This window comes from Spiribacter salilacus (assembly GCF_009649225.1).
Classification (GTDB): Bacteria; Pseudomonadota; Gammaproteobacteria; order Nitrococcales; family Nitrococcaceae; genus Spiribacter; species Spiribacter salilacus.
In genome coordinates, this window is sequence record NZ_WJPP01000002.1 from 411,410 (window position 1) to 433,618 (window position 22,209).

The window sequence follows — 22,209 nt, forward strand, 5'->3', positions numbered from 1 at the left end:
ATTAGGCCTGATCTGCGAGACTCATGATCGCCTCAACCTCTACCATTGCCTGACGCGGCAATGCGGCTACACCAATGGCAGCCCGCGCGGGATAAGGCTCACTGAAATACTCGGCCATCAACTGATTCACAGTGGCAAAATGGCCAAGGTCAGTTAAAAAGATGGTTAGCTTGACGATATCTTCTAACCCACCGCCAGCTGCCATACACAAATTAGACAGATTCTCGAAGACTCGAATGGTTTGCGCTTCAATATCTGGCCCAACCATTTCCATGGTGATGGGGTCTAGCGGAATTTGACCCGATAAAAAAACAAGATCGCCCACCCGAACTGCTTGAGAGTAAGGTCCGATAGCGGCAGGGGCCTGATCGGTCTGAATAATTTTGCGTGCCATAAATGTAAGCTCCTTAACCCCGCTGCCGGGTAATTCTTAAAACCGCAGACAAACCCCGTAATCGCCGCATGATGCGAGCCAGATGGATACGATCCTGCACACCGAGCACCAAGCGAATAGTGGCGATCATACCCTCTTTTTCATCAATCTTAATGCCATCGATACTTGCTTCCATGTCCGAAATCACAGCGGCCACGCTAGCGAGAACGCCACGGTCGTTCATAACCTCAACACTCAGCGCTGCGGGATATTCTCCCTCGGCCTCCGGATCCCACTGCACATCAATCCATTTTTCCGGATGATTGCGATATTCGCGAATGTTATGACACGCCTGATGATGAATCACCACACCGCGCCCTGCGCTGGCAAAGCCCACAATCGGATCACCAGGAATAGGCCGGCAGCAACGGGCAAAAGTAACCACGGCGCCTTCGGTGCCCCGAATGCTTAGCGAACCCATTGATTCTGACTCATCTTGGGCATCAGGCGTATCAGCCGGTGTGCCGGCAAGGCGACGCGCCACCAGCCAAGGCATCCGTCTACCCAAACCCACCTCAGCAAATAATTCGGCTTCAGATTCTGCGCCGAGCGCCTGAACCGCTGCGCTAACGCGCTCATGATCCACTTCAGATAAGGGAACATTCATTGCAGTCAATGCTTGATCGACCAATCGCCGACCCAACGCTTCTGCCTCCTCGCCCTGCAGCCGCTTTAGGCTATGTCGAATGGCGGTTCTTGCCTTCGCGGTTACCACAAAATCGAGCCAAGCCGGATTGGGCCGTGCGATTGGCGAAACAATCACCTCAACGGTTTGGCCGTTTTCTAAAGGCGTGCGCAACGGTGCTAACCGATTATCGATATTGGCGGCAATGCAGGCATCACCAATATCGGAGTGCACCGCATAGGCAAAGTCTACGGCCGTAGCGCCTTTTGGCAGCTCCATGATGTCGCCATTTGGCGTAAACACGTAGACTTCATCCGGCAGCAAATCAATTTTGACGTTTTCAATAAACTCTAAGGAATTGCCTGCGCTTTCTTGTAGCTCCATCAGCCCGTGCACCCATTCACGTGCTCGACTTTGCGCGGCATTGCTCGCGCTGCCTTGGTCTTTGTATAACCAGTGCGCGGCAATGCCCGCTTCAGCCACGCGATCCATATCAGCCGTGCGAATTTGCACCTCTACCTGTATTCGGCGCGGGCCGAGCAAAGTGGTATGCAGGCTTTGATAGCCGTTAATTTTTGGAATGGCGATATAGTCTTTAACTCGACCGGGCAGCGGCTTATACAGTGCATGGCAAATGCCTAGGGCGCGATAACAGGTATCTACATCGCCAACCACAATTCTGAATCCATACACATCGAAGATGTCATCAAACCCGGCCTGCTTGAGCCGCATTTTCTGATAGATGCTCCAAAGGTGTTTTTCGCGACCAATGACGCGGCCATCAATCTTGGCTTCGCTTAAAGCCTGATCAAAGCCCGATCGAACCGTATCTAAAAGCTCTCTTCGCGACCCACGCTGTCTGCGAAGTCGCTCTTTCAGCACGCGATAGCGCATGGGATACAGCGCCGCAAACCCAAGATCTTCCAGCTCCACCCGCAAGCTATTAATGCCAAGGCGCTGTGCAATGGGCGCATAAATCTCAAGCGTTTCGCGAGCGATACGGCCACGCTTGCTCGGAGGCATCACCCAAATCGTGCGCATGTTATGAAGCCGATCGGCCAGCTTGATTAAGATGACCCGAATATCTTGAGCCATAGCCAAGACCATCTTGCGAAAGTTTTCGGCCTGCGCTTCGGCTTTACTGCGAAAATTAATTTGGGTGAGCTTAGAGACACCATCAACCAGCTGCGCCACTTCGGGGCCAAACGCCTCGGCAATTTCTGCCTTCGCCGTTGGCGTATCCTCAATGACATCGTGCAGGATGGCGGCACATAAGCTGTCAGCATCGAGCCCCATTTCGGCAAGCGACCGGGCCACTGCCAGCGGATGAGTAATGTAGGGCTCGCCAGACAAGCGGCGCTGACCTTCATGCGCCGCTGCACCAAATTGGTAGGCCCGGTAGACCTTTTGAACCTGAAGGGGGTCTAGATATTCTTCAAGCAGCGAGCATAAATCAGCGGCGCGGCTAGCGGAATCGACGCTAACCGTCTCCCGATTCACTACCGCATCACTGCTTGCCATGAGGTGCTAATCAACCGACAGGCTGATCTCCATTTGCCGCGTCTTCACTTGCCGCTGCGTCAGCCGCGGCCTCGTCTGCCTGCTGCTGCAATGCGCCTAGGGCTTCAGCAGCTTCGTGCTCAACGCTCAAAATCTCAGAAGTTACATGCCCTTCGGCAATTTCGCGTAAAGCGACGACGGTGGGTTTGTCGTTTTCCCACTCCACCAGCGGCTGGGTGCCGCGTGCGACTTGGCGCGCCCGGCGGGTAGCCGCCAGCACCAACTCGAATCGGTTATCAATTGTCTCAAGACAGTCCTCGACCGTCACACGTGCCATGGGGCAACCTCCGGGTATTCTTCAAGTGTATGATTCTAGGTGCAGTCTAGCCTGAACCGGGCTGTTCAAGCAAAGCCGAAATTATCTCAGCCTGCGCGGTCAACTGCCGGCGCAACTGAAGCCGACGTGCCTGAATAATCGCATTAAGATCGGTTAGCGCTTGCTGGAAGTCATCATTCACCACCAAATAGTCATATTCGGTGCAGTGCTGCATCTCGGCTACGGCCGCCTCCATGCGCCGAGCAATTACCTCATCGCTATCCTGGTTTCGGGCTCGCAAACGCTGCTCTAGTGCTGCCAGCGAGGGAGGCAAAATAAATATAGACACCACATTGAGCAGCCGCTCACGCACTTGCCGAGCGCCCTGCCAGTCAATCTCCAAAAGCACATCATGGCCTTGCTCAAGCTCTAACTGAATGGCTGCCCAGCTCGTGCCATAGCGTCGGTCAAACACATGCGCATGCTCTACAAAGGCATTTTGCTCGATTAGCCCGACAAAAGTAGGATCATCAACAAAATGATAATCCACGCCATCACGCTCAGCAGAGCGTGGCGCACGTGTGGTGTGCGATACCGACACCGCCAAACCCGAGTCCTGCTCAATCAGCGCACGCAACAACGAGGTTTTACCCGCCCCCGAAGCCGCGGAGACCACATAAACCGTTTCAACAGTGCCGTTTTCCATACCGGGCATGGTACCTTTTGCGCTCAATTTGCGCACCGCTTTCAACAGGAGATCCTTTATGCGCCCTAGTGGCCGGTCACCAAGCCAGCTTCGCGCCGTTCGCTTGACGCGCGGTTTTACTCAGTATGCAGAAGGCTCGGTCCTTGTGGAGTTCGGCCACACCCGCGTACTTTGCACCGCTTCTGTCGAGTCACGAGTGCCACCCTGGCTGCGTAACTCCGGACGCGGCTGGGTCACGGCCGAGTACGGCATGCTGCCACGCGCAACGAATACCCGCACTGATCGTGAAGCAAGCCGTGGCAAACAGCAGGGACGTACCATTGAGATTCAGCGTCTCATCGGCCGGTCGCTGCGCGCCATTGTTGATTTAGAAGCGCTAGGCGAGCGTCGCATTGTGGTTGATTGTGATGTTTTGCAGGCTGACGGCGGCACACGAACCGCCGCCATTACCGGCAGTTATGTTGCCCTAGCCGATGCCGTTGGTACGCTTTTGCGCGCTGGTCGTATTCGCCGCAACCCTTTGCACGGCCAAGTGGCCGCCGTTTCGGTAGGGATTCATGCCGGCACGCCCGTGCTTGATCTGGATTATGCAGAAGACGCAGAAGCTGAAACCGACATGAATGTGGTGATGAATGACGCCGGACATTTCATCGAGGTACAGGGCACCGCCGAAGGTCATGCCTTTCGGCGCGAAGAGCTCAATACGTTGCTGGATCTAGCCAGCGACGGCATAGAAACCCTAATCAAACTGCAACGCGAGGCACTGGAGCAGGCCCTATGACGGTGCCGGCCAGCATTGTTTTAGCCACTGGCAACCCAGGAAAAGTGGCCGAATTTAATATGCTACTGGCTAATTTTGGCACGCAAGTACGGCCGCAATCTTATTGGGCCGTACCCGAGGCGGCTGAGACTGGCACCACGTTTGTCGAAAACGCCATTATCAAAGCCCGCAACGCCTGCGCACATACCGGGCTGCCGGCCATTGCCGATGACTCGGGCATGGAAATTCCGGCGCTTGACGGTGAACCCGGTGTTTATTCCGCACGCTGGGCTGGGCCTGATGCCGATGATGAACAAAATAATGCGCATTTGATTGATGCACTGCTCGATCTTGCGCCGAATGAACGGCTGGCTTACTACCGCTGTGTTTTAGTGTACCTGCGGCATGCCGCTGATCCAGCACCCCTAATTGCTGAGGGCGTTTGGCAGGGGGAAGTGGTTGAAACAGCCTCTGGAACCGGAGGCTTTGGCTATGATCCGCATTTTTACTTACCCGAGCATCAATGTACCGCGGCGGCGCTGGATTCAGCCACTAAAAACCGCTGCAGCCATCGTGGCCAAGCCCTTCGAGATTTACGCCAAGCTTTAGAGCAGGAATGGACATCGCACGTCTAACACCACCGCCGCTTGGCTTATACCTTCACCTGCCATGGTGTGTGCAAAAATGCCCCTATTGCGATTTCAACTCGCATGCCTTGCGTGGCGAATTACCTGAGCAGGAATACACAGCCGCGATTTTAAGAGATATTCCTGCCGAGGCCGAGCGCGCTAATGGCCGACCACTAAGCAGTATTTTTATTGGCGGCGGCACACCGAGTTTATTTAGCGCCAGCGCCATTCAGCACGTCCTTGAACATCTGGAAAAGCAGATTCCATTTGCCAAAGACATCGAAATTACCCTCGAGGCCAATCCCGGCACCACCGAGGCAAACCGCTTTCGGGGTTTTCTTGCGGCTGGTGTTAATCGCCTATCGATTGGCGTACAAAGTTTTAACTCAGCACATCTTCAGTCGCTGGGGCGCATCCATGATGGTGATGCCGCCATCCAAGCGATTAAAACAGCACAGTCAGTCGGATTTAACCGAATCAACGTCGATTTAATGCATGGTTTACCCAATCAAACGCTGGCTGCCGGACTGGCCGATGTTGAACAGGCCCTTGCGCTGGGGGTAACTCACTTATCGCATTATCAATTAACGCTTGAGCCGGGCACGGCCTTTTTTAACCGCCCCCCACAACTGCCCGATGATGACAAACGCGCAGACATCGAAGCCGCCTGCGCTGAGCGTATTGCCGAACACGGCTTACAACGCTATGAAATTTCGGCATGGGCCACGCCAGATCAGGCATGCCGTCATAATCTTAACTATTGGGAGTTTGGCGATTATTTGGCGCTGGGCGCGGGAGCCCATGGCAAAGTTAGCCAGCCAGATGGCTCAATCTGTCGCTACCAGCGTGTACGCCTGCCTCGCCTTTACCAATCGTTAGCCGGTACACCAGAGGCTATTGCTGAAACCCATGAAGTGAGCCCAGACCAGCGCCCACTTGAATATCTGATGAACGCATTGCGACTAACCCGCGGAACATCGCTAGACGCGGCAATTACCCGCACCGGTTTAACAGCTGCTGCCTTTGAGCCTGGTCTTAGCATTGCGCGCGATAATGGCTGGATCGATCCCAATCCTGATTGGCTTAAACCCACGCCCTTGGGCAGCCGATTTCTTGATGATCTATTGGCCTTGTTCGTGGTAGAACCCCAAACATGATCGAAACCGTCATGCTGAGTTGCCCGTACTGTGGAGAAACCTACGAAACCGTGGTTGACGGTTCCGCAGGCAATCAAGCCTACATTGAGGATTGCGCCGTGTGTTGCCAGCCCATTGAGTGCCGGCTTACCGTTACCGCCGATGGGGTTTACCTAGAAACGCGGCGCGATGACGACTAAGACGCCTTAAAACGGCACCACCGACTTGCTTAATGCCACCAGCACCATATAGCCATAAACTGCCAGGGCCCCGATAAACGCACCAACCCGCACGCCGGCAGAACGATCACGCTTAAAGACCATCACCCCAAAAACAATGTAAAGCACTAAAGCGATCACCTTAGCGGTAATCCAGGGATGATTAACCATGGGGTATTGCCAACCAATCCAGGCAACGCTTAAAGCACTGACCAAAAGCACGGTATTCACCACATGCGGTAACACACGCACCCAGGTCTTTTGCAGTAGGCTGGAATTCATCACCATCCAGCCACTACGGGCCAAAAAGAGCACCAGCGACAGGGTCACAACGGTGGTGTGCAAATGCTTCAACGCGATATACGACATTCATTCAATCTCTTGTTGCTAACTGATGAGTTGGTAATGCGGCAGTGCAAAATGACTTGTACGCATCCCCTCGAGCGCCTAAGATACCGCGTTCTGTTAATGCAGCGTACCGAGTAGCGCAATGAAAAAAGAGATTCATCCAGAATATCGTGAGGTCGTGTTTCAAGACATCTCCTCTGATTTTTCGTTTAAGACCCGTTCAACGGTCCAGACCAAAGACACCATTCAATGGGAAGATGGTCAGGAATATCCGTTGGTAAAGGTCGAAATTTCCAGTGCCAGCCATCCGTTTTACACGGGTAAGCAACGCACGCTCTCCAGTGGCGGCCGGGTGGATCAGTTCCGCCGGCGCTTTGGCGACAAGGCCCGCGGTGGCAACCGCCAGTAGGTTTACTGCCGGTGCACTGCACCGGGGTTTTCGTCAGACGATAGCAGGAGGCACCGCATGACTGAAAAAACCGTCACGGTCACTGATAATGAAACAGGCAAAAGTGTTGAGCTACCTGTAAGAAGCGGCACGCACGGGCCTGACCTGGTTGATATTCGCAGTTTGTCATCGGAATTAGGTTATTTTACCTACGACCCGGGCTATAGCTCCACCGGCAGCTGCCAAAGCGATATCACGTTTATCGATGGTGATCAGGGCATCCTGCTTTACCGTGGTTATCCGATTGAACAGCTGGCTGAGCAAAGCTCCTTTTTGGAAGTTGCCAGTTTGCTAATTAATGGTGATTTGCCAACGCAAAGCGAGTTGGTTGGGTTTGAAGATTCGATCACGCGTCACACCATGGTGAATGAAAGCCTGCGGATTTTCTTTAACGGCTTTCATTACAACGCACACCCGATGGCAATGCTCACCGGTGTCGTGGGTTCGTTATCGGCGTTTTATCACGACACCATCGATATTAACGACCCTGAAAACCGCATGCTGTGCGCACATCGCATCATCGCCAAAATCCCAACAATCGCAGCAGCCGCATTCAAACACATGGTAGGAGAGCCTTTTGTTCATCCGCTGAACAAGCTTTCTTACACAGGCAATTTGCTCAATATGCTGTTTGCTCGGCCCAGCGAAGATTATGAGATTAATCCAGTGGCCGAGCGCGCGCTTGATCAGCTGCTGATTCTGCATGCCGATCATGAGCAAAACGCCAGCACATCCACGGTTCGCATGGCAGGTAGCACCGGGGCCAACCCGTTTGCGGCAATTGCCTCGGGCTGTGCGGCCTTATGGGGCCCAGCACACGGCGGTGCTAATGAAGCGGTCCTAAATATGCTAAGCGAAATTGGTTCCGTTGATGCGGTGCCAAAATTTATTGACCGCGCTAAAGATAAAGATGACCCATTCCGGCTGATGGGCTTTGGGCATCGGGTCTATAAAAACTACGACCCACGCGCCACCATCATTCGCAAAACCTGCCACGATGTGCTTAACGAGCTTGGGGTAGGAAACGATCCTCAGCTTGAGCTAGCCATGCGGCTTGAAGAAATTGCCTTGGCTGATGATTATTTTGTTGAGCGCAAGCTCTACCCGAATGTTGATTTTTACTCAGGCATTATTTATCGAGCACTTGGGATTCCCACCGAGTTCTTTACAGTGATGTTTGCTATCGGCAGAACACCGGGCTGGGTTGCGCAGTGGATGGAAATGCTAACCGATCCAGAGCAGCGCATTGGACGGCCACGTCAGCTTTACACGGGTGCTGCCCGGCGCAAATACGTGCCGTTGCACCGTCGTAGAGGCTAGTTAAGCATTTCGGCGAGCTGGCTACGGCTGGCTCGCCGCATCGGCCGGCCATCAATTGGGCTGCGCGGGGGCTGTCTAAGCCCTTTTGGATCCATGACCACCAACTGAACCTCAGCATCACCCGCTAAAAAGCGATGACAGGGCAAAGTGACGGGGTCGGTATCAAAGCGCAGACGTCGTTGATCCGTATCAAACGGAATGCCCTGATCCATCAGAAAAAAGACAACGTCTTCGGGCGTATCTGCAAAACAATGCAGCTCAATCGGCGCACCTTCTGCGGCCGTTCCCTCCAGCACCTCGCCAACTAACCGGGGCCTAAAAGCAGCAAAAAAATCCATGGCCTCTAATGCCATTTGCCGTAAGGCATGTAGCGCCTGCGCTTGTTCCTCACCGCCAAACAGGCGCTGATATTCAACTAGCGCCGCCTGTATTTCTTTGTTTTGGGGAAGGTTTGTGGTGCTGGGCGCGCCCAAATGCGCGGCCGCCTTGCGCTTTGCCTGTGAGAAATCACGCACACCCTCAACTGCCATAATGCGTGCCGCTTCTTGCGTCAATCGCTCACGCATTCTTGCATCACGTGATTCTCTACCGCGTGCCATTAGAGCATCCTTTTCTCAAATTAGAAGATGGGTTCTGCGTCACTGCCCTCAGTCTCACGCCGTGCAACGTCACCCTGTGGCGGCAGGCTACCTTCAAGAAACGTCTCAAACCGCGCATTAGGGTTTTCTGGTGATGTTCGTTCGCCCGTTTCGGCATCAATACGCAGTGTGACCACGCCGGGAGGCCTGACCCAGTTGGTGTTAGGCTTGCCCTCCAACGCCTGCTCCATAAAATCAATCCAAATCGGCAATGCGGCGCGGCCGCCCGTTTCATAACGGCCTAACGACTGCAGCTCATCAAAGCCCACCCAAGCAGTTGCCACAACATCGCCATTAAACCCAGCAAACCAAGCATCGTTTTGATCGTTCGTTGTGCCAGTTTTGCCGGCTAAATCCTCTCTGCCTAAACGCAGTGCGCTGCGCCCGGTACCCTCGCGCACCACGTCTTCTAGCATTGAGCGCATTAACCAAGCGTTACCCGCACTGATTCCGCGCTCAAGACGCACGCCAAACAGTAACTCTCGGTCTTTAGTCGTCACCCGTTCAATAAACCACGGCTTAACCCGCAGACCTCCGTTAGCAAAGGGGGCATAACTGGCCGCTAGCTCCATTGGCGTGACTTCAGCCGCGCCAAGCGCCAACGATAGCGTGGGCGACATTTGCTCGGTGGATAAACCCAGCTTTTGAATATGTTCTAGCGCTGCCGGCAGGCCAATCTGGCGTAATACCCGAATTGAAACCAAATTTCGGGAATGAATTAAAGCCTCACGCAGACGCGTTGGCCCAAACACCTGACCACTATAATTCTCAGGCCGCCAAACACCCTCAAGTGAAACATCAGAGAACACCACCGGCGCATCGTTAATGATGGTTGCCGGCGTTATGCCATGCTCAAGTGCGGCGGAGTAAATTAAGGGCTTAAATGCAGAACCTGGCTGGCGGCGCGCCTGCGTGGCTCGATTAAATGAGCTCAGCGAAAAGCTATACCCCCCAGCCAGCCCCAATACCCGACCATCGACAGGGTCCAATGCTGCGATTGCACCCTGCGCTTGTGGTAATTGAGCCAATCGATACCCACTCGTAGTTTCACGAAAATAAATCACATCGCCGGGTGATAGCAGCTCGGCAGGCTGCGTACTGGCCCAGGCCACGCCAGTCCATGGCAGCTCAAGTTCGTCTCCCTGAGCCGTGAGCAGTTGCGCGCCGTTTTCAGCAATTTCGGTAACAACCGCCGCACGCAATGCGCCGGCGGTGCGTATTTCTGATAAAGCCTCAATCAGCTCGGCTGAATTGAGCGTATCTACCGCTAGTTGTTCGATCGCACCCCGATAGCCATGCCGCTCGTCGTAGGCATGCAAACCTCGCACTAATGCCTCTTGGGCGGCTTTTTGCTGAGTAACGTCAACCGTGGTGTAAACCTCAAAACCCGCGGTGTAGGCCTGATCTGCGCCATAGCGCTCAACCACCCACTGCCGCGCCATTTCTGCCACATAGGGCGCAGAAAATTCTGGGCGACGCAAGTGCCGCTGGGCGGTAACAGGCTCGGCCATGGCCCGCAGGTAGGCGGGCTCATCGATAAACCCAGAGTCCAGCATGCGGCCAAGCACATACCCACGTCGCTGCAGCCCGCGCTCTGAATTGGTAATCGGGTTTGCCGCCGAGGGTGCCTTTGGCAGGCCCGCAATCATGGCTTGCTCAGCAAGGGTTAAGTCGGCCAGCGGTTTGTCGTAATACACCCGGGCAGCCGCGGCCACGCCGTAGGCACGCTGACCCAAATAGATTTTATTGAGATACAGCTCAAAAATAGTTTCTTTATCGAGCTCTCTTTCAATGCGCAGCGCCAGCATAATTTCGCGCACTTTGCGTAAGTAGGTGCGCTCACGGGTTAAAAACAGATTGCGCGCCAGCTGCATGGTGATTGTGCTACCACCCGGCCCTTTTTCTCCAGTGCGAACTAGGTACCAGACTGCGCGAACAAGCCCTTGATAATCTACCCCCGGATGCTGATAAAACCGCTGGTCCTCTGCGGCAATAAACGCCTGTCGAAGAGAAACCGGCACTTGATCAAAACGAATGGGGGTGCGGCGCATTTCGCCAAACTCTGCCATGAGGGTGCCGTCAGCGGCATGCACGCGCAGCGGTACCTGTAACTCAACGTTGCGCACCTCTTCTACGCTCGGCAACCCAGGAGCCAACGCAATGTATGCCGCCAAAAACCCACCCACTAAAAGCAACGAGAGGGCAGCTAGGCCAGCCAAGAGATGCAGAAACAGTCGAACAATTCGGGGCATGGGCGCACGCACCGTCCAGCGGTCAGAATAGTGAACGCAAGTATACGCCGGGTTGCGCAGATCTTCATGCCGAATCGCAGGCAGCTAAGACTGGGGGTTGATATTGGCTCAAGTGCTGTAAAGGTTGCGGTTGTCAAAAGCCCGCCTCGCCGGGCTCCGGTTTTACTGGATTATGTGATTGAGCCTCTGCCACAAGACGCGGTAGAGGCAAAACACATACGCCGCGTTTCTTTGGTCAATACCGCACTTAAAGCTGCCTGCAAAAAACTTCGGCAGCACCCGCAATTTGCCTATTTGGCCATTCCAACGGCTTCGGCAACTACTCGGCAAATCACCTTGCCCAGCGGCTTAAATGCCATGGCTATTGAAGCCCGCGTTAGCCTGGCAGCCGAGGAGCAGATTAGTAGTGCCACCGAGCCCTTATGCGTTGATTATTGCGCTGCCCAAGACCAGCAGATAACGCTAACGGCCACCCGCCAATGCAACGTAGATGAGCGGGCCAAATTATTACAAGGCACTGCACTGAGGGCCGGCGGCATCGATCTAGAAGCCTACGCGGTGATTCGCGCAATCAAACTGGGCCAGTCAGCCAATGATCACTCCAACATCGGCATTGTTGATTTAGGAGAAGACACACTCAACCTAACTGTTCTGAGTAACGGGCAATTGATGCAAGCTCGCGATCAGGTATTACACGGTGATTTGAGCGATTCCCAACAAACCGCGGATGCCGTCAAGCGTTTGCTAGCCTTATTCACGGGCAGCGGCACCACCGCCGGACCCGCACAATTAATGATTGGTGGCGGGCGGGCCAGTGATGCTGATCTACTTTCGCGCATTGAGCAGGTAACCGCGTTGCCCGCTAGCCGGCCTGATTTGTCGTTAGTCCTCAAAGGCTGTCCAGAACCCGATACCGCTGCGCGGCTTATCACCGCCGTTGGTCTGGCGCTACCGAGTGGCTAGCATGACCATTAACGGTGTCAATCTGCTGCCGTGGCGAGCCATGCAGCGCGCACGCACGCTAAGACTCAGACTTAGCGGCAGTGCTGTAATGCTGCTACTAGGGCTGCTGCTCGGTGTAGCAGGGTCGCAGGGCATTCACGCCTTAAATAACGAGCAGTTGCAGCGTAATCTTCGCCTTGAAGCCGCGATTAGTAGCCTTGACCAGCGCATCAGCGCGATTGACGACTTACAGGGCACCCGAGAGCGTCTGACCGAGCGTATGGCAACGCTGCAATTGCTAGCAGATAATCAAGAAAAGCCCTTACAACGCTTTGCGGCCATCGCTTGGGCACTGCCTGATACGCTGACCCTGCAGCGCTGGTCGATGCAAGGCGATACGCTCGATTTAACCGGTACGGCCAAGCAAATCACTGCCGTGGCAACTTTGATGTCGCGCATCGAGCAGCTTGCGCATTTTGGCGAGGCCACGCTGGTTTCCATCGATGCACCCCAAAAACCCAACAGCACACTTAAGCATTTTCATATTCGGGCAAAGGCACTGCCATGAGACTGCCTATTAAACGTCGCCTGATCACCTTTTGCTTCCTAAGCATCGCGCTGCTTGCCGGCCTATTGCTGAGCTGGCCGTTTTTTGGAGGGCCGGCAGCCAATCAGCTCAGCGTTGCCCAAAGTGCAGAGTTATCACTGCGCAAAGCTTTGCAGAAACAACAAGCTCAGGCAGCCAACCTCAATCGTTATGAAGCACAACTGCGGCAAATGCAGACGCGCTATGTTCAACTACTTGAGCAGCTACCCGAGCAACTCATGCTCGATAGCCTCCTTGCCGAATTAGACACCCAAGCGCAAACCCATGGCCTTAGCGTAATTCAGCTCACCCCACGCCCTGCCACTGAGCACGGGTTTTATACCGCTGTTCCTATCGAAATTGCGCTTAGCGGCCAGTGGGAAGGCATTTATACGTTTATTCACCAAATGGCTTTGCTCTCCCGCATGGTGACGTTAGACACCATTGAAATCACGCCGCTTAGCGCTCGGCTCACGTTAATTACCTACTGGCAGGGCAACACCGAGGCCACGCCATGAATGCCGGAATTGCTTTGATGGCAGTATTGATGGGTTATCAACCGGCCGTGCCTGATTTAGAGACATGGATTGCCGATGTTATGCAAAGGCCCGGTGGTGCCATTGAGCCCTTGCCAAACCGCCCCGCATCATCAGACTGGGCTTTGCCCATGCCACCGCCCGCTGACCCTTTTGATTTAACGCGCGTCACGCCGATTGACCTTGAGTATCTGGGGCGAATTTTTATTGATGACCAGGTATGGGCGCTGATTCGAACACCCGAAGGTCAGCTGCACTCGTTGCAGGTGGGTGATCCAGCCCCCTATTCCGAGTGGCTTGAGCTGAACGCCATCAACCCAAGCCATATTGCGCTATCGCTGACAGGAAAAATTCATCGCATTGAGCGCACAAACGAAACGGGGAGGCCCCTTCGATGAGAATAATCCTATTGCTGTTATCCCTTTTATTAGCTGCCACCGCGTTTGCGCAAGACAACGAAAACATCCGCGTCGATGTAGTGGATATCGAGCTACCTGCCCTTATGGAAGAACTCAATACGCTGCGCGAAGAATCAGAAGAATCACCCGAGGCGCAAACCACAATGCAGGTCATTGCTATTCGCTATGCCAATGCCGCTGAGCTTAGGGAGCTTATTAACGGCGCGCAAAGTGCAGCCGGACTGCTTTCGGCCAACGGCAGCCTATTTGTGGATGAACGCACCAACACCTTGGTTATTACCGATTCCCCAGCACGGCTTGAAAAGATTCGCCATCTCGTTGAGCAGCTAGACATTCCCATTCGGCAAGTACTAATAGAAGCGCGAATCGTGATTGCGCAGCGTGATTTTAGTAATGCCATTGGCGTGCGTTTTAACGCCCAAGATATGAGCGGCACACCCGATGGCGAATCGGGTAGTCAGTTTCGTAATCGCGGGTTAATGGTTGATTTACCTATAACCAATGCTGCCGGCACGGCTGGGCTGGCCATTGGACGAATTGGCAGCCGACTGCTTGAGCTTGAACTCTCAGCGATGGAAACAGAAAACCGCGGCGAAGTGATTTCAAGCCCACGCGTTGTTACCGCAAGCGGCCAGGAAGCGGAAATTAAGCAAGGCGTGCAAATTCCCTTCGAGCAGGCCACCTCCAGCGGCGCAACCAGCATCGCGTTTAGAGATGCCGTGCTTGGCCTGGTCGTAACCCCGCGCATTACCCCAGATGATCAGGTGCAACTGCAGCTAGCCGTTAACCAAGATAGCCGTGGTGAGGAAACCCCCGATGGCCCTGCAATTAACACCCAATCGGTGCGTACGCATGTGCTTGTTGGCGATGGCGAAACCGTTGTGCTGGGGGGTGTTTTTGAGCAAACCCAGCGCGAAGATGTGCGCCGTGTTCCACTTCTCTCCCGCCTGCCTGTTTTGGGCGGGCTTTTTACCCGCCGCGCCAAAGTGGATGATCGGACCGAACTGCTCGTTTTTGTAACCCCCAGAATCCTTGAACCCTCGCTCGAGCACCGGAACGCGTTAGAATCACCCCCATGAAATCTTATGACCGCATTTTCTTGGTGGGTCCAATGGGGGCTGGCAAGACCACAATTGGACGCCGTTTGGCGTCTCGCCTGCATCTTGAGTTTATTGACCTAGACTCGGCCTTAGAAGAGCGAACGGGTGTCGATATTCCAAGAATTTTTGACATTGAAGGCGAATCGGGCTTTCGGCGCCGTGAATCTCAGCTCCTTGATGAGCTAACACAACGCAAAGGCATTGTGCTGGCCACCGGTGGCGGCGCGGTCATCGATCCCAACAATCAACGCCATTTGGGCGCGCGCGGTCTGGTTATTTATCTGCGCGCCACGCTGGATACCCAAATCAAGCGCACCCACGGCACCAATCGGCCGATGTTAAATGGAGAAGATCCCGCCACTCGCCTTAGTGCATTAATGCAAACGCGTGGTCCAATCTATGAAGCACTTGCTGATCGGGTAATTGATACCGAAGATGGGCACCCAGAGCGACTGGCTGAAGATCTCGCTCGGGCACTGGAGGAATCAGGCATTGTCGACCCACACTAAAACACGCCGCGTTGAGGTTGCCTTAGGCGAGCGTAGCTACAACATCGAAATCGGGCAGCAGTTACTTACCGATTCATCGCTGCTGCATGCCCTGATACCGGCCAATCAGGTCATGGTTGTAACCAACGAAACCATCGCCCCGTTATATTTGGATGCCCTTGTAAAATCGCTGGGCACCAAGCAAGTTGCCACGTGTGTTTTACCGGATGGTGAGCAAGCAAAGCGTTTAGATTCGATGCTACCGGTGTTCGATGAACTGCTGGCCAACGGGTTTGATCGCGACTGCTACCTGGTTGCGCTAGGTGGCGGAGTCATTGGTGATCTAGCTGGGTTTGTGGCGGCCACCTATCAGCGCGGCGTGGCTTTTGTGCAAATCCCCACCACGCTGCTGGCTATGGTGGACTCTTCTGTTGGCGGTAAAACAGGCGTTAATCACCCATGCGGCAAAAACATGATTGGTGCATTCCATCAGCCCAAGGCCGTCATCGCTGATTTAGATTTACTGAGCAGCCTGCCAGATCGCGAGTTTCGGGCCGGCATGGCCGAGGTCATAAAATACGCACTACTCGGTGATGCGGCTTTCCTAGCATGGTTAGAAGCCCATTTACCGGAGGTTTTTGCGCGAGACACAGAAGCATTGGCCTACATTGTGGAGCGCTCTTGCCAAAATAAGGCCGCCATTGTTCAGGCCGATGAAAAAGAAGCGGGGCAGCGCGCATTACTTAACTTAGGGCATAGCTTTGGGCATGCCATTGAGGGCGCCACCGGATATGGGCCCTGGCTGCATGGCGAGGCCATTGCGGCGGGTATGTGCATGGCGCTGCGTCTTTCTGCACGACTGAGCTGGATTACGGCTGAGGAATGCGCCCGGGGGATTGCGCTGATCCAGCGCGCAGGCTTACCGATTGAGCCGCCTTCGCAAATCACTCCCGAAACTTTTCTTGATTTTATGCAGCGAGACAAAAAAAACCGAGGCGGGCAGTTGCGCCTCGTTTTACTCAAAGGGCTGGGTAACGCCGTGGTGAGCGCAGATTATCCAGAGTCTGCCCTGCTAGAAACACTCCAGGAATACAGTGATGGCTAGCCCCGGCGCAGATCCACTTGGCTTGGCACCCTGGGCATCTCGCCCATCTACCAGTCATGGCCGGCGCTATCCAGAAACAGGCATAGACATTCGCAATGCCTTTCAGCGCGATCGCGACCGTATTATTCATAGCGCTGCATTTCGGCGGCTGGAATATAAAACGCAGGTTTTTGTGAATCATGAGGGTGATCTGTTTCGTAATCGGCTAACGCACAGCCTAGAGGTGGCGCAGATTGCCCGAACCATTGCGCGTTCGATGGGCTTTAACGAAGACCTCACCGAGGCCATTGCACTCGGCCATGATTTGGGCCACACCCCGTTTGGGCATGCTGGGCAAGATGCCCTTGATGCTTGCATGCACAACTATGGCGGGTTTGAACATAATTTGCAGTCGCTTCGCGTAGTAGACGTGCTAGAAACCCGCTATGCCGATTTTGATGGCTTAAACCTGACGTTTGAGACGCGAGAAGGATTAATCAAACGCTGCTCGCCTGAGCGTGCCAAACGGCTTGGCGAGGTCGGTTTACGCTTTTTAAATGGCACTCAACCAGCACTCGAAGCCCAGCTAACCAACATTGCCGATTCAATTGCTTACAACAGCCACGACATTGATGATGGCCTGCGCGCCGGATTGCTCGAACTAGAGCAGTTGCGAGAAGTTGAGTGGATAGACGCACTAACGCGGGCTGCTTTAAAAAAACACCCCACCTTAAAAGATCGGCGGTTAGTGCATCAGATTGTTCGTGACCTAATCGCCGATCAAGTCCACGACTTAATTCACAGCACTGAGCAACGGATTGCTGAGCTTGCCCCTGATTCGGCAGACGCCGTGCGTCAATTAAAAAAGCCGCTCATTGGTTTTAGCGATGACATGCAAACTCGGCATCATGCGCTCAAGCGCTATTTACATGAGCATCTTTATCGGCATTATCGGGTGCATCGCATGACCATTAAGGCCCATCAAGTAGTCACCGCGCTGTTTGATGCGTTTATGAATGACCCCGCGCTGTTGCCCACTTCGTTTAGAAACGACGCCACTGAAAGAGCGCGTCAGCGTGGGCCGCGAGGGCAGGCAAGAGTGGTGGCCGACTACATTGCGGGGATGACGGATCGGTTCGCAATTGCCGAGCACGACCGCTTGTTTCAGGCAGGCTTTGGTTGCTGAAAATAGCCAATCAAGCTATATTACCTGCCCATTTGTCTATCAAAAATCCACTACCCAAGAGGCAGTTTGTGTGAGGCAACTTCCCTTTACTCGTCCGTCACTTTACCGTCCCGAATTTGAGCGCGATAACTGCGGCTTTGGCCTGATTGCGCACATGGATGGTAAACCGAGCCACTGGCTGTTAGAGACTGCCATCTCCGCACTCGGCCGGTTGACGCATCGTGGCGCAGTAGCGGCCGACGGCAAAAGTGGCGATGGCTGCGGGCTATTAATTAAGCCGCCTATCGGTTTCCTGCGCCAAGCGGCCGATGAAATCGGCCTAACGGTTGCTGATCAGTTTGCTGTGGGTTGTGTGTTTTTATCGCAAGAAGTGGCTGTTGCTGAGGCGGCCAAGCAAGCGGTTGAAGAAGCACTTGCGCATTATGAAGTACCAGCTGCTGGTTGGCGCACCGTGCCCACTGACCCTTCAGCTTGCGGAGAGCAGGCACTAAGCACGCTGCCCATCATTGAGCAGGTGTATGTGAATGCGCCAAGCGAAATGACAGAGCCTGAATTTGAGCGCCGCCTGTTTATGGCCCGCCGTCGCGCTGAAAAACAGCTCGAAACCACCGATCCAGACTTTTATATCCCAAGCCTGTCTTCACGGGTGTTGTCTTACAAAGGCTTGGTCATGCCAGAAAATCTGGCGGTGTTTTACAAAGATTTACAGGATCCGCGGCTTGAAACGGCCTTAGCGGTATTCCATCAGCGCTTTTCAACAAACACTCTGCCACAGTGGCGGCTTGCTCAGCCGTTTCGCTATTTGGCGCACAACGGCGAAATTAATACGATTCAGGGCAACCGTAACTGGGCGCTGGCGCGTGCCAGTCGGTTTAAAACACCATTATTGCCAGATATCGAAGCTATTCAGCCCCTGGTCAACCTCACCGGCTCTGATTCATCAAGCCTCGATAATATGCTAGATGTGCTTATTACTGGGGGCATGGATATCTTTCGTGCCCTGCGCTTATTAATTCCGCCAGCCTGGCAAAACGTCGAAACGATGGATGCCGATTTGCGGGCGTTTTATGAATTCCACTCCCAGCATATCGAGCCTTGGGATGGCCCGGCCGGCATCGTACTCACAGACGGCCGCCATGCCGCCTGCGCACTCGATCGCAACGGACTGCGCCCAGCGCGCTGGGTGATTACCAACGATCGGCATATCACGCTCGCCTCTGAGGTTGGCGTTTGGGATTATGCCGCCGAAGATGTGGTTCAAAAAGGTCGGCTGCGTCCAGGCGAAATGCTAGCGGCAGACACCCAAACCGGCGAGCTTTTATTGCCCGAGATGATTGATGACCGGCTAAAAAATCGCGCCCCTTACAAGCGCTGGCTAACCGCACATGCCCGTGATGTGCCCTCGTTGGTCAATCGCGACAGCGAGCGTGAGCCGGTGCCACCCAAAACGCTGGATATTTTCCAAAAACAGTTTGGCGTGACGTTTGAAGAGCGCGATATTGTTATTCGGTCTCTTGCTATGGGGGGCCAGGAAGCCGTGGGCTCAATGGGCGATGACACGCCCATGCCGGTGCTTTCCCGCCAAGTACGCCCGCTTTATGATTACTTCCGCCAGCAATTTGCGCAGGTTACCAACCCGCCAATCGACCCGCTGCGTGAGCAGATTGTGATGTCTTTAGAAACCTGCTTTGGGGCGGAGAAGAACCTGTTTGAGGAAGTGGAAGATCATGCTCGCCGTTTGGTTGTAGACTCGCCCATTCTGTCTGATGGCAAATTCTTAGGCTTACTTGATGAGCATGAGAAGGACGAGGCCATATGCCGCCTTGAGCTAAGCTATGGGTTAAATGAACGGCTCGAAGATGCGATTCGCGCGCTTTGTCAGGTTGCCGAAAAAGCCGTGCGCGATGGCGCTAGCTTGTTGGTGCTCTCAGACCGTGCGGTGGATGAAAACCGAATCCCCATTCACGCCCTGCCCGCAACCGGTGCTATCCATCACCATTTGGTTAAAACGGGATTGCGCTGCAATGCCAACCTAGTGCTAGAAACGGGCACAGCGCGCAATAGCCATGAATGCGCCGTGCTCATTGGCTATGGCGCTACGGCCATTTACCCCTATTTGGCTTATGATTTGGTTCAAGATCAGTTGCGCACGGGTGAAATAAAGGGCGTACCGCTCGCTGATTTGCTGCGCAACTATCGCAAAGGGCTTAACAAAGGGCTTTACAAAATCCTCTCAAAGATGGGCATTTCGACCATCACCAGCTATCGCGGTGCGCAGCTTTTTGAAATTGTTGGCCTGCATCATTCGGTCATTGATCTGTGCTTTATTGGTACCACTTCGCGTATCGAAGGCGCTGATTTTGATGATTTGGAGATGGATCAGCGCACCCTGCATGCCAGCGCATGGCGCGGCAGTCAGCCAATCAAGCAAGGTGGCCTGCTGAAGTATGTGCATGGCGGTGAATACCATGCGTACAACCCTGATGTGGTGGCATCACTGCAGGAAGCCGCATACACGGGTGATTACGAGCGCTACAAGGTGTATGCCGAAACGGTCAATACGCGCCCGGTTAGCGCGCTGCGCGATCTTTTGCAGTTAAAAGACACCACCCCCATCCCTATTGAAGAGGTGGAGCCGCTTGAGTCTATTCTCAAGCGCTTCGACTCGGCGGGAATGTCTTTGGGTGCTTTGTCACCCGAGGCGCATGAGGCTCTCTCCATTGCCATGAATCGCCTGGGTGGGCGCTCTAATTCTGGCGAAGGCGGCGAAGATGAAAAGCGCTACGGCAACGAGCGGATGTCGAAAATTAAGCAAATCGCATCAGGCCGGTTTGGTGTAACGCCTTACTACCTGCGTAATGCCGAGGTGTTGCAAATCAAAATCGCTCAGGGCGCCAAGCCCGGCGAAGGCGGGCAGCTGCCAGGGCATAAGGTCAATGACATGATTGCCCGGCTGCGTTATTCCAAGCCAGGGGTGGCGCTAATTTCTCCGCCGCCACATCATGACATTTACTCAATCGAAGATTTAGCGCAGCTGATCTACGATCTCAAGCAGGTCAATCCGAATGCGCTGGTGTCGGTCAAGTTGGTCTCTGGGCCAGGCGTTGGCACCATCGCTGCTGGCGTTGCCAAAGCGTATGCCGATCTGATTACCATCTCGGGCTATGACGGTGGCACGGGCGCTAGCCCACTCACCTCGGTTAAATATGCCGGCACACCGTGGGAGCTTGGGCTGACTGAGACGCATCAGACCCTGCGCGCCAATGATTTGCGCGACAAAATTCGTCTGCAAACCGATGGCGGTATGAAAACCGGGTTAGATGTGATTAAAGCGGCTATTTTAGGTGCTGAGAGCTTTGGGTTTGGCACCGCGCCGATGGTGGCCATGGGCTGTAAGTATCTGCGCGTTTGCCATTTAAATAACTGCCCAACAGGCGTTGCAACGCAGGAAAAAGTGCTGCGCATGAAGCACTTCATTGGCACGCCAGAGCGGGTGGCCAACTTCTTTACGTTCGTCGCAATGGAAACGAGGGAATGGTTGGCACGATTGGGTGTTCGTTCACTCGAAGAACTCATTGGCCGCATTGATTTGCTCGAACGTGCCGAGGGGCAAACCGAAAAACAGCGCAAGCTCGATCTTAGCCCCATTTTGTCTGACGGCGGTTTAGATGCCAGTAAAGCCGCCTACTGCATGACACCGAGCAATGTGCCTTTCGATCGCGGTGAGCTTGCCGAGCAAATGGTCGCTGATGCGCTGCCGGCTATCGAAGCGGCCAGCGGCGGTGAATTTAGCTATCGAGTGCAAAACAACGACCGCTCCATCGGCGCTCGGCTTTCCGGAGAAATTGCTGAGCGGCATGGCAACCTGGGCATGAGCCTTGCACCCATTCGCGTTAACCTCACGGGCAGCGCCGGGCAGAGCTTTGGCGTATGGAATGCCGGCGGGTTAGAAATGTATCTCAAAGGCGATGCCAACGATTACGTCGGCAAAGGTATGGCGGGTGGCAAACTGGTTATCCAGCCACCGGCTGAAAGCCGCTTTGTGAGCCAAGAAACCACCATTATTGGCAACACCTGCCTCTATGGCGCCACGGGTGGCAAGCTATTTGCTGCTGGGTTAGCGGGCGAGCGCTTTGCCGTGCGCAACTCAGGCGCGCATGCCGTGGTTGAGGGTGTGGGCGATCATGGCTGTGAGTACATGACCGATGGTGTTGTCTGCGTGCTTGGCCCCACCGGGCTAAACTTTGGCGCAGGCATGACCGGCGGCATCGCCTTTGTTCTTGATTTGGAAAACCGCTTTGTTGATCGGTATAACCACGAGCTAATTGATATTCGTCGGGTCCAGACCGAGGCAATGACTGAACACCGAGACTTCTTGCGGGCCACGATTCAGGAGTTTGTTGCTGAAACTGGCTCTGACTGGGGTCAGCAAATCCTCGATAACTTCCGCGATTACGTTGGCTGCTTCTGGCTCATTAAGCCACGCGCAACCGATATAAACGAGGTCTTGAATACGCTGCGTCAGGCAGCCTGAGAAAG

The 22,209-nt window shown here is 54.3% G+C and carries 22 protein-coding genes; 15 read left to right on the top strand and 7 right to left on the bottom strand.

Going from position 1 to position 22,209, the window contains the following annotated elements:
* Position 1 precedes the first annotated feature (1 nt).
* From GH984_RS04990 to gmk, 4 genes are read right to left on the bottom strand one after another with little or no spacing between them, the layout of a single operon-like run.
* On the bottom strand, positions 2-394 hold the full coding sequence (locus GH984_RS04990; RefSeq protein WP_153719092.1) for a RidA family protein: 393 nt from the start codon (positions 392-394) through the stop codon (positions 2-4).
* Positions 395-407: 13 nt separating this feature from the next.
* On the bottom strand, positions 408-2,579 hold the full coding sequence (gene spoT, locus GH984_RS04995; RefSeq protein WP_153719093.1) for a bifunctional GTP diphosphokinase/guanosine-3',5'-bis pyrophosphate 3'-pyrophosphohydrolase: 2,172 nt from the start codon (positions 2,577-2,579) through the stop codon (positions 408-410).
* Between the two features lie 10 nt (positions 2,580-2,589).
* Positions 2,590-2,895, bottom strand: coding sequence for a DNA-directed RNA polymerase subunit omega (gene rpoZ / locus GH984_RS05000; RefSeq protein WP_153719094.1), 306 nt, complete (start codon positions 2,893-2,895; stop codon positions 2,590-2,592).
* Positions 2,896-2,941: 46 nt separating this feature from the next.
* The gene (gmk, locus tag GH984_RS05005) at positions 2,942-3,580 is read right to left on the bottom strand and encodes a guanylate kinase (protein ID WP_153719095.1); all 639 of its coding nucleotides are present in this window, start codon (positions 3,578-3,580) and stop codon (positions 2,942-2,944) included.
* Between the two features lie 58 nt (positions 3,581-3,638).
* Between gmk and rph the strand changes: the two genes are divergently transcribed.
* Genes rph through GH984_RS05025 form a run of 4 tightly spaced genes read left to right on the top strand, consistent with a single transcriptional unit; the run spans position 3,639 to position 6,305 of the window.
* Complete coding sequence (gene rph / locus GH984_RS05010) at positions 3,639-4,361, top strand: ribonuclease PH (protein ID WP_153719096.1); 723 nt, start codon at positions 3,639-3,641, stop codon at positions 4,359-4,361.
* Positions 4,358-4,975, top strand: a complete 618-nt coding sequence (gene rdgB, locus GH984_RS05015; RefSeq protein WP_153719097.1) for an RdgB/HAM1 family non-canonical purine NTP pyrophosphatase — start codon at positions 4,358-4,360, stop codon at positions 4,973-4,975. Before rph ends, rdgB begins: the two co-directional genes overlap by 4 nt.
* Positions 4,957-6,126, top strand: coding sequence for a radical SAM family heme chaperone HemW (gene hemW / locus GH984_RS05020; protein WP_153719098.1), 1,170 nt, complete (start codon positions 4,957-4,959; stop codon positions 6,124-6,126). The genes rdgB and hemW overlap by 19 nt, the downstream gene beginning before the upstream one ends.
* Entirely contained in the window at positions 6,123-6,305 is a 183-nt protein-coding gene (locus GH984_RS05025; protein ID WP_153719099.1) for a CPXCG motif-containing cysteine-rich protein, read from the top strand. Before hemW ends, GH984_RS05025 begins: the two co-directional genes overlap by 4 nt.
* 6 nt (positions 6,306-6,311) lie before the next feature.
* Here the strand turns inward: GH984_RS05025 and GH984_RS05030 are convergent, their stop codons facing one another.
* Positions 6,312-6,692 (bottom strand): SirB2 family protein, encoded by a 381-nt coding sequence (locus tag GH984_RS05030; RefSeq protein ID WP_153719100.1) that lies wholly within the window; start codon positions 6,690-6,692, stop codon positions 6,312-6,314.
* Positions 6,693-6,813: 121 nt separating this feature from the next.
* Between GH984_RS05030 and GH984_RS05035 the strand changes: the two genes are divergently transcribed.
* Positions 6,814-7,080, top strand: a complete 267-nt coding sequence (locus tag GH984_RS05035; protein ID WP_153719101.1) for a type B 50S ribosomal protein L31 — start codon at positions 6,814-6,816, stop codon at positions 7,078-7,080.
* A 57-nt stretch (positions 7,081-7,137) separates the two neighbouring features.
* Positions 7,138-8,439: a citrate synthase gene (locus tag GH984_RS05040; protein WP_153719102.1), complete on the top strand. Its 1,302-nt coding sequence runs from the start codon at positions 7,138-7,140 to the stop codon at positions 8,437-8,439.
* On the opposite strand, the gene GH984_RS05045 is transcribed toward GH984_RS05040, so the two are convergent.
* Positions 8,436-9,038 (bottom strand): hypothetical protein, encoded by a 603-nt coding sequence (locus GH984_RS05045; RefSeq protein ID WP_153719103.1) that lies wholly within the window; start codon positions 9,036-9,038, stop codon positions 8,436-8,438. The two genes, GH984_RS05040 and GH984_RS05045, sit on opposite strands and share 4 nt — an antisense overlap.
* A 20-nt stretch (positions 9,039-9,058) precedes the next feature.
* Entirely contained in the window at positions 9,059-11,329 is a 2,271-nt protein-coding gene (locus GH984_RS05050; RefSeq protein ID WP_153719104.1) for a penicillin-binding protein 1A, read from the bottom strand.
* 66 nt (positions 11,330-11,395) lie between these two features.
* On the opposite strand from GH984_RS05050, the gene pilM reads away from it, so the two are divergent.
* The 9 genes from pilM to gltB all read left to right on the top strand — a co-directional run bounded on the left by pilM (position 11,396) and on the right by gltB (position 22,204).
* The gene (gene pilM, locus GH984_RS05055; protein WP_172973170.1) at positions 11,396-12,292 is read left to right on the top strand and encodes a type IV pilus biogenesis protein PilM; all 897 of its coding nucleotides are present in this window, start codon (positions 11,396-11,398) and stop codon (positions 12,290-12,292) included.
* A 1-nt stretch (position 12,293) separates the two neighbouring features.
* Positions 12,294-12,839 (top strand): PilN domain-containing protein, encoded by a 546-nt coding sequence (locus tag GH984_RS05060; RefSeq protein ID WP_153719106.1) that lies wholly within the window; start codon positions 12,294-12,296, stop codon positions 12,837-12,839.
* A complete protein-coding gene (locus tag GH984_RS05065; RefSeq protein WP_153719107.1) occupies positions 12,836-13,375 on the top strand; it encodes a type IV pilus inner membrane component PilO in 540 nt (179 codons plus the stop codon). The genes GH984_RS05060 and GH984_RS05065 overlap by 4 nt, the downstream gene beginning before the upstream one ends.
* Entirely contained in the window at positions 13,372-13,791 is a 420-nt protein-coding gene (locus tag GH984_RS05070; RefSeq protein WP_153719108.1) for a hypothetical protein, read from the top strand. The genes GH984_RS05065 and GH984_RS05070 overlap by 4 nt, the downstream gene beginning before the upstream one ends.
* A complete protein-coding gene (gene pilQ, locus GH984_RS05075) occupies positions 13,788-14,891 on the top strand; it encodes a type IV pilus secretin PilQ (RefSeq protein WP_153719109.1) in 1,104 nt (367 codons plus the stop codon). Before GH984_RS05070 ends, pilQ begins: the two co-directional genes overlap by 4 nt.
* Positions 14,888-15,421, top strand: a complete 534-nt coding sequence (aroK, locus tag GH984_RS10890) for a shikimate kinase AroK (protein ID WP_153719110.1) — start codon at positions 14,888-14,890, stop codon at positions 15,419-15,421. The genes pilQ and aroK overlap by 4 nt, the downstream gene beginning before the upstream one ends.
* The gene (gene aroB, locus GH984_RS05085; protein WP_253939124.1) at positions 15,405-16,505 is read left to right on the top strand and encodes a 3-dehydroquinate synthase; all 1,101 of its coding nucleotides are present in this window, start codon (positions 15,405-15,407) and stop codon (positions 16,503-16,505) included. The genes aroK and aroB overlap by 17 nt, the downstream gene beginning before the upstream one ends.
* Complete coding sequence (locus tag GH984_RS05090) at positions 16,498-17,670, top strand: deoxyguanosinetriphosphate triphosphohydrolase (RefSeq protein ID WP_153719112.1); 1,173 nt, start codon at positions 16,498-16,500, stop codon at positions 17,668-17,670. Before aroB ends, GH984_RS05090 begins: the two co-directional genes overlap by 8 nt.
* A gap of 70 nt (positions 17,671-17,740) precedes the next feature.
* Positions 17,741-22,204: a glutamate synthase large subunit gene (gene gltB / locus GH984_RS05095; RefSeq protein WP_369691946.1), complete on the top strand. Its 4,464-nt coding sequence runs from the start codon at positions 17,741-17,743 to the stop codon at positions 22,202-22,204.
* Positions 22,205-22,209: the final 5 nt, after the last annotated feature.

Bases quoted from the DNA above. Each gene is read 5' to 3' on its own strand.
- GH984_RS04990 (WP_153719092.1), bottom strand. From the start codon at position 394: ATGGCACGCAAAATTATTCAGACCGATCAGGCCCCTGCCGCTATCGGA.
- spoT (WP_153719093.1), bottom strand. From the start codon at position 2,579: ATGGCAAGCAGTGATGCGGTAGTGAATCGGGAGACGGTTAGCGTCGAT.
- rpoZ (WP_153719094.1), bottom strand. From the start codon at position 2,895: ATGGCACGTGTGACGGTCGAGGACTGTCTTGAGACAATTGATAACCGA.
- gmk (WP_153719095.1), bottom strand. From the start codon at position 3,580: ATGGAAAACGGCACTGTTGAAACGGTTTATGTGGTCTCCGCGGCTTCG.
- rph (WP_153719096.1), top strand. From the start codon at position 3,639: ATGCGCCCTAGTGGCCGGTCACCAAGCCAGCTTCGCGCCGTTCGCTTG.
- rdgB (WP_153719097.1), top strand. From the start codon at position 4,358: ATGACGGTGCCGGCCAGCATTGTTTTAGCCACTGGCAACCCAGGAAAA.
- hemW (WP_153719098.1), top strand. From the start codon at position 4,957: ATGGACATCGCACGTCTAACACCACCGCCGCTTGGCTTATACCTTCAC.
- GH984_RS05025 (WP_153719099.1), top strand. From the start codon at position 6,123: ATGATCGAAACCGTCATGCTGAGTTGCCCGTACTGTGGAGAAACCTAC.
- GH984_RS05030 (WP_153719100.1), bottom strand. From the start codon at position 6,692: ATGTCGTATATCGCGTTGAAGCATTTGCACACCACCGTTGTGACCCTG.
- GH984_RS05035 (WP_153719101.1), top strand. From the start codon at position 6,814: ATGAAAAAAGAGATTCATCCAGAATATCGTGAGGTCGTGTTTCAAGAC.
- GH984_RS05040 (WP_153719102.1), top strand. From the start codon at position 7,138: ATGACTGAAAAAACCGTCACGGTCACTGATAATGAAACAGGCAAAAGT.
- GH984_RS05045 (WP_153719103.1), bottom strand. From the start codon at position 9,038: ATGGCACGCGGTAGAGAATCACGTGATGCAAGAATGCGTGAGCGATTG.
- GH984_RS05050 (WP_153719104.1), bottom strand. From the start codon at position 11,329: ATGCCCCGAATTGTTCGACTGTTTCTGCATCTCTTGGCTGGCCTAGCT.
- pilM (WP_172973170.1), top strand. From the start codon at position 11,396: ATGCCGAATCGCAGGCAGCTAAGACTGGGGGTTGATATTGGCTCAAGT.
- GH984_RS05060 (WP_153719106.1), top strand. From the start codon at position 12,294: ATGACCATTAACGGTGTCAATCTGCTGCCGTGGCGAGCCATGCAGCGC.
- GH984_RS05065 (WP_153719107.1), top strand. From the start codon at position 12,836: ATGAGACTGCCTATTAAACGTCGCCTGATCACCTTTTGCTTCCTAAGC.
- GH984_RS05070 (WP_153719108.1), top strand. From the start codon at position 13,372: ATGAATGCCGGAATTGCTTTGATGGCAGTATTGATGGGTTATCAACCG.
- pilQ (WP_153719109.1), top strand. From the start codon at position 13,788: ATGAGAATAATCCTATTGCTGTTATCCCTTTTATTAGCTGCCACCGCG.
- aroK (WP_153719110.1), top strand. From the start codon at position 14,888: ATGAAATCTTATGACCGCATTTTCTTGGTGGGTCCAATGGGGGCTGGC.
- GH984_RS05090 (WP_153719112.1), top strand. From the start codon at position 16,498: ATGGCTAGCCCCGGCGCAGATCCACTTGGCTTGGCACCCTGGGCATCT.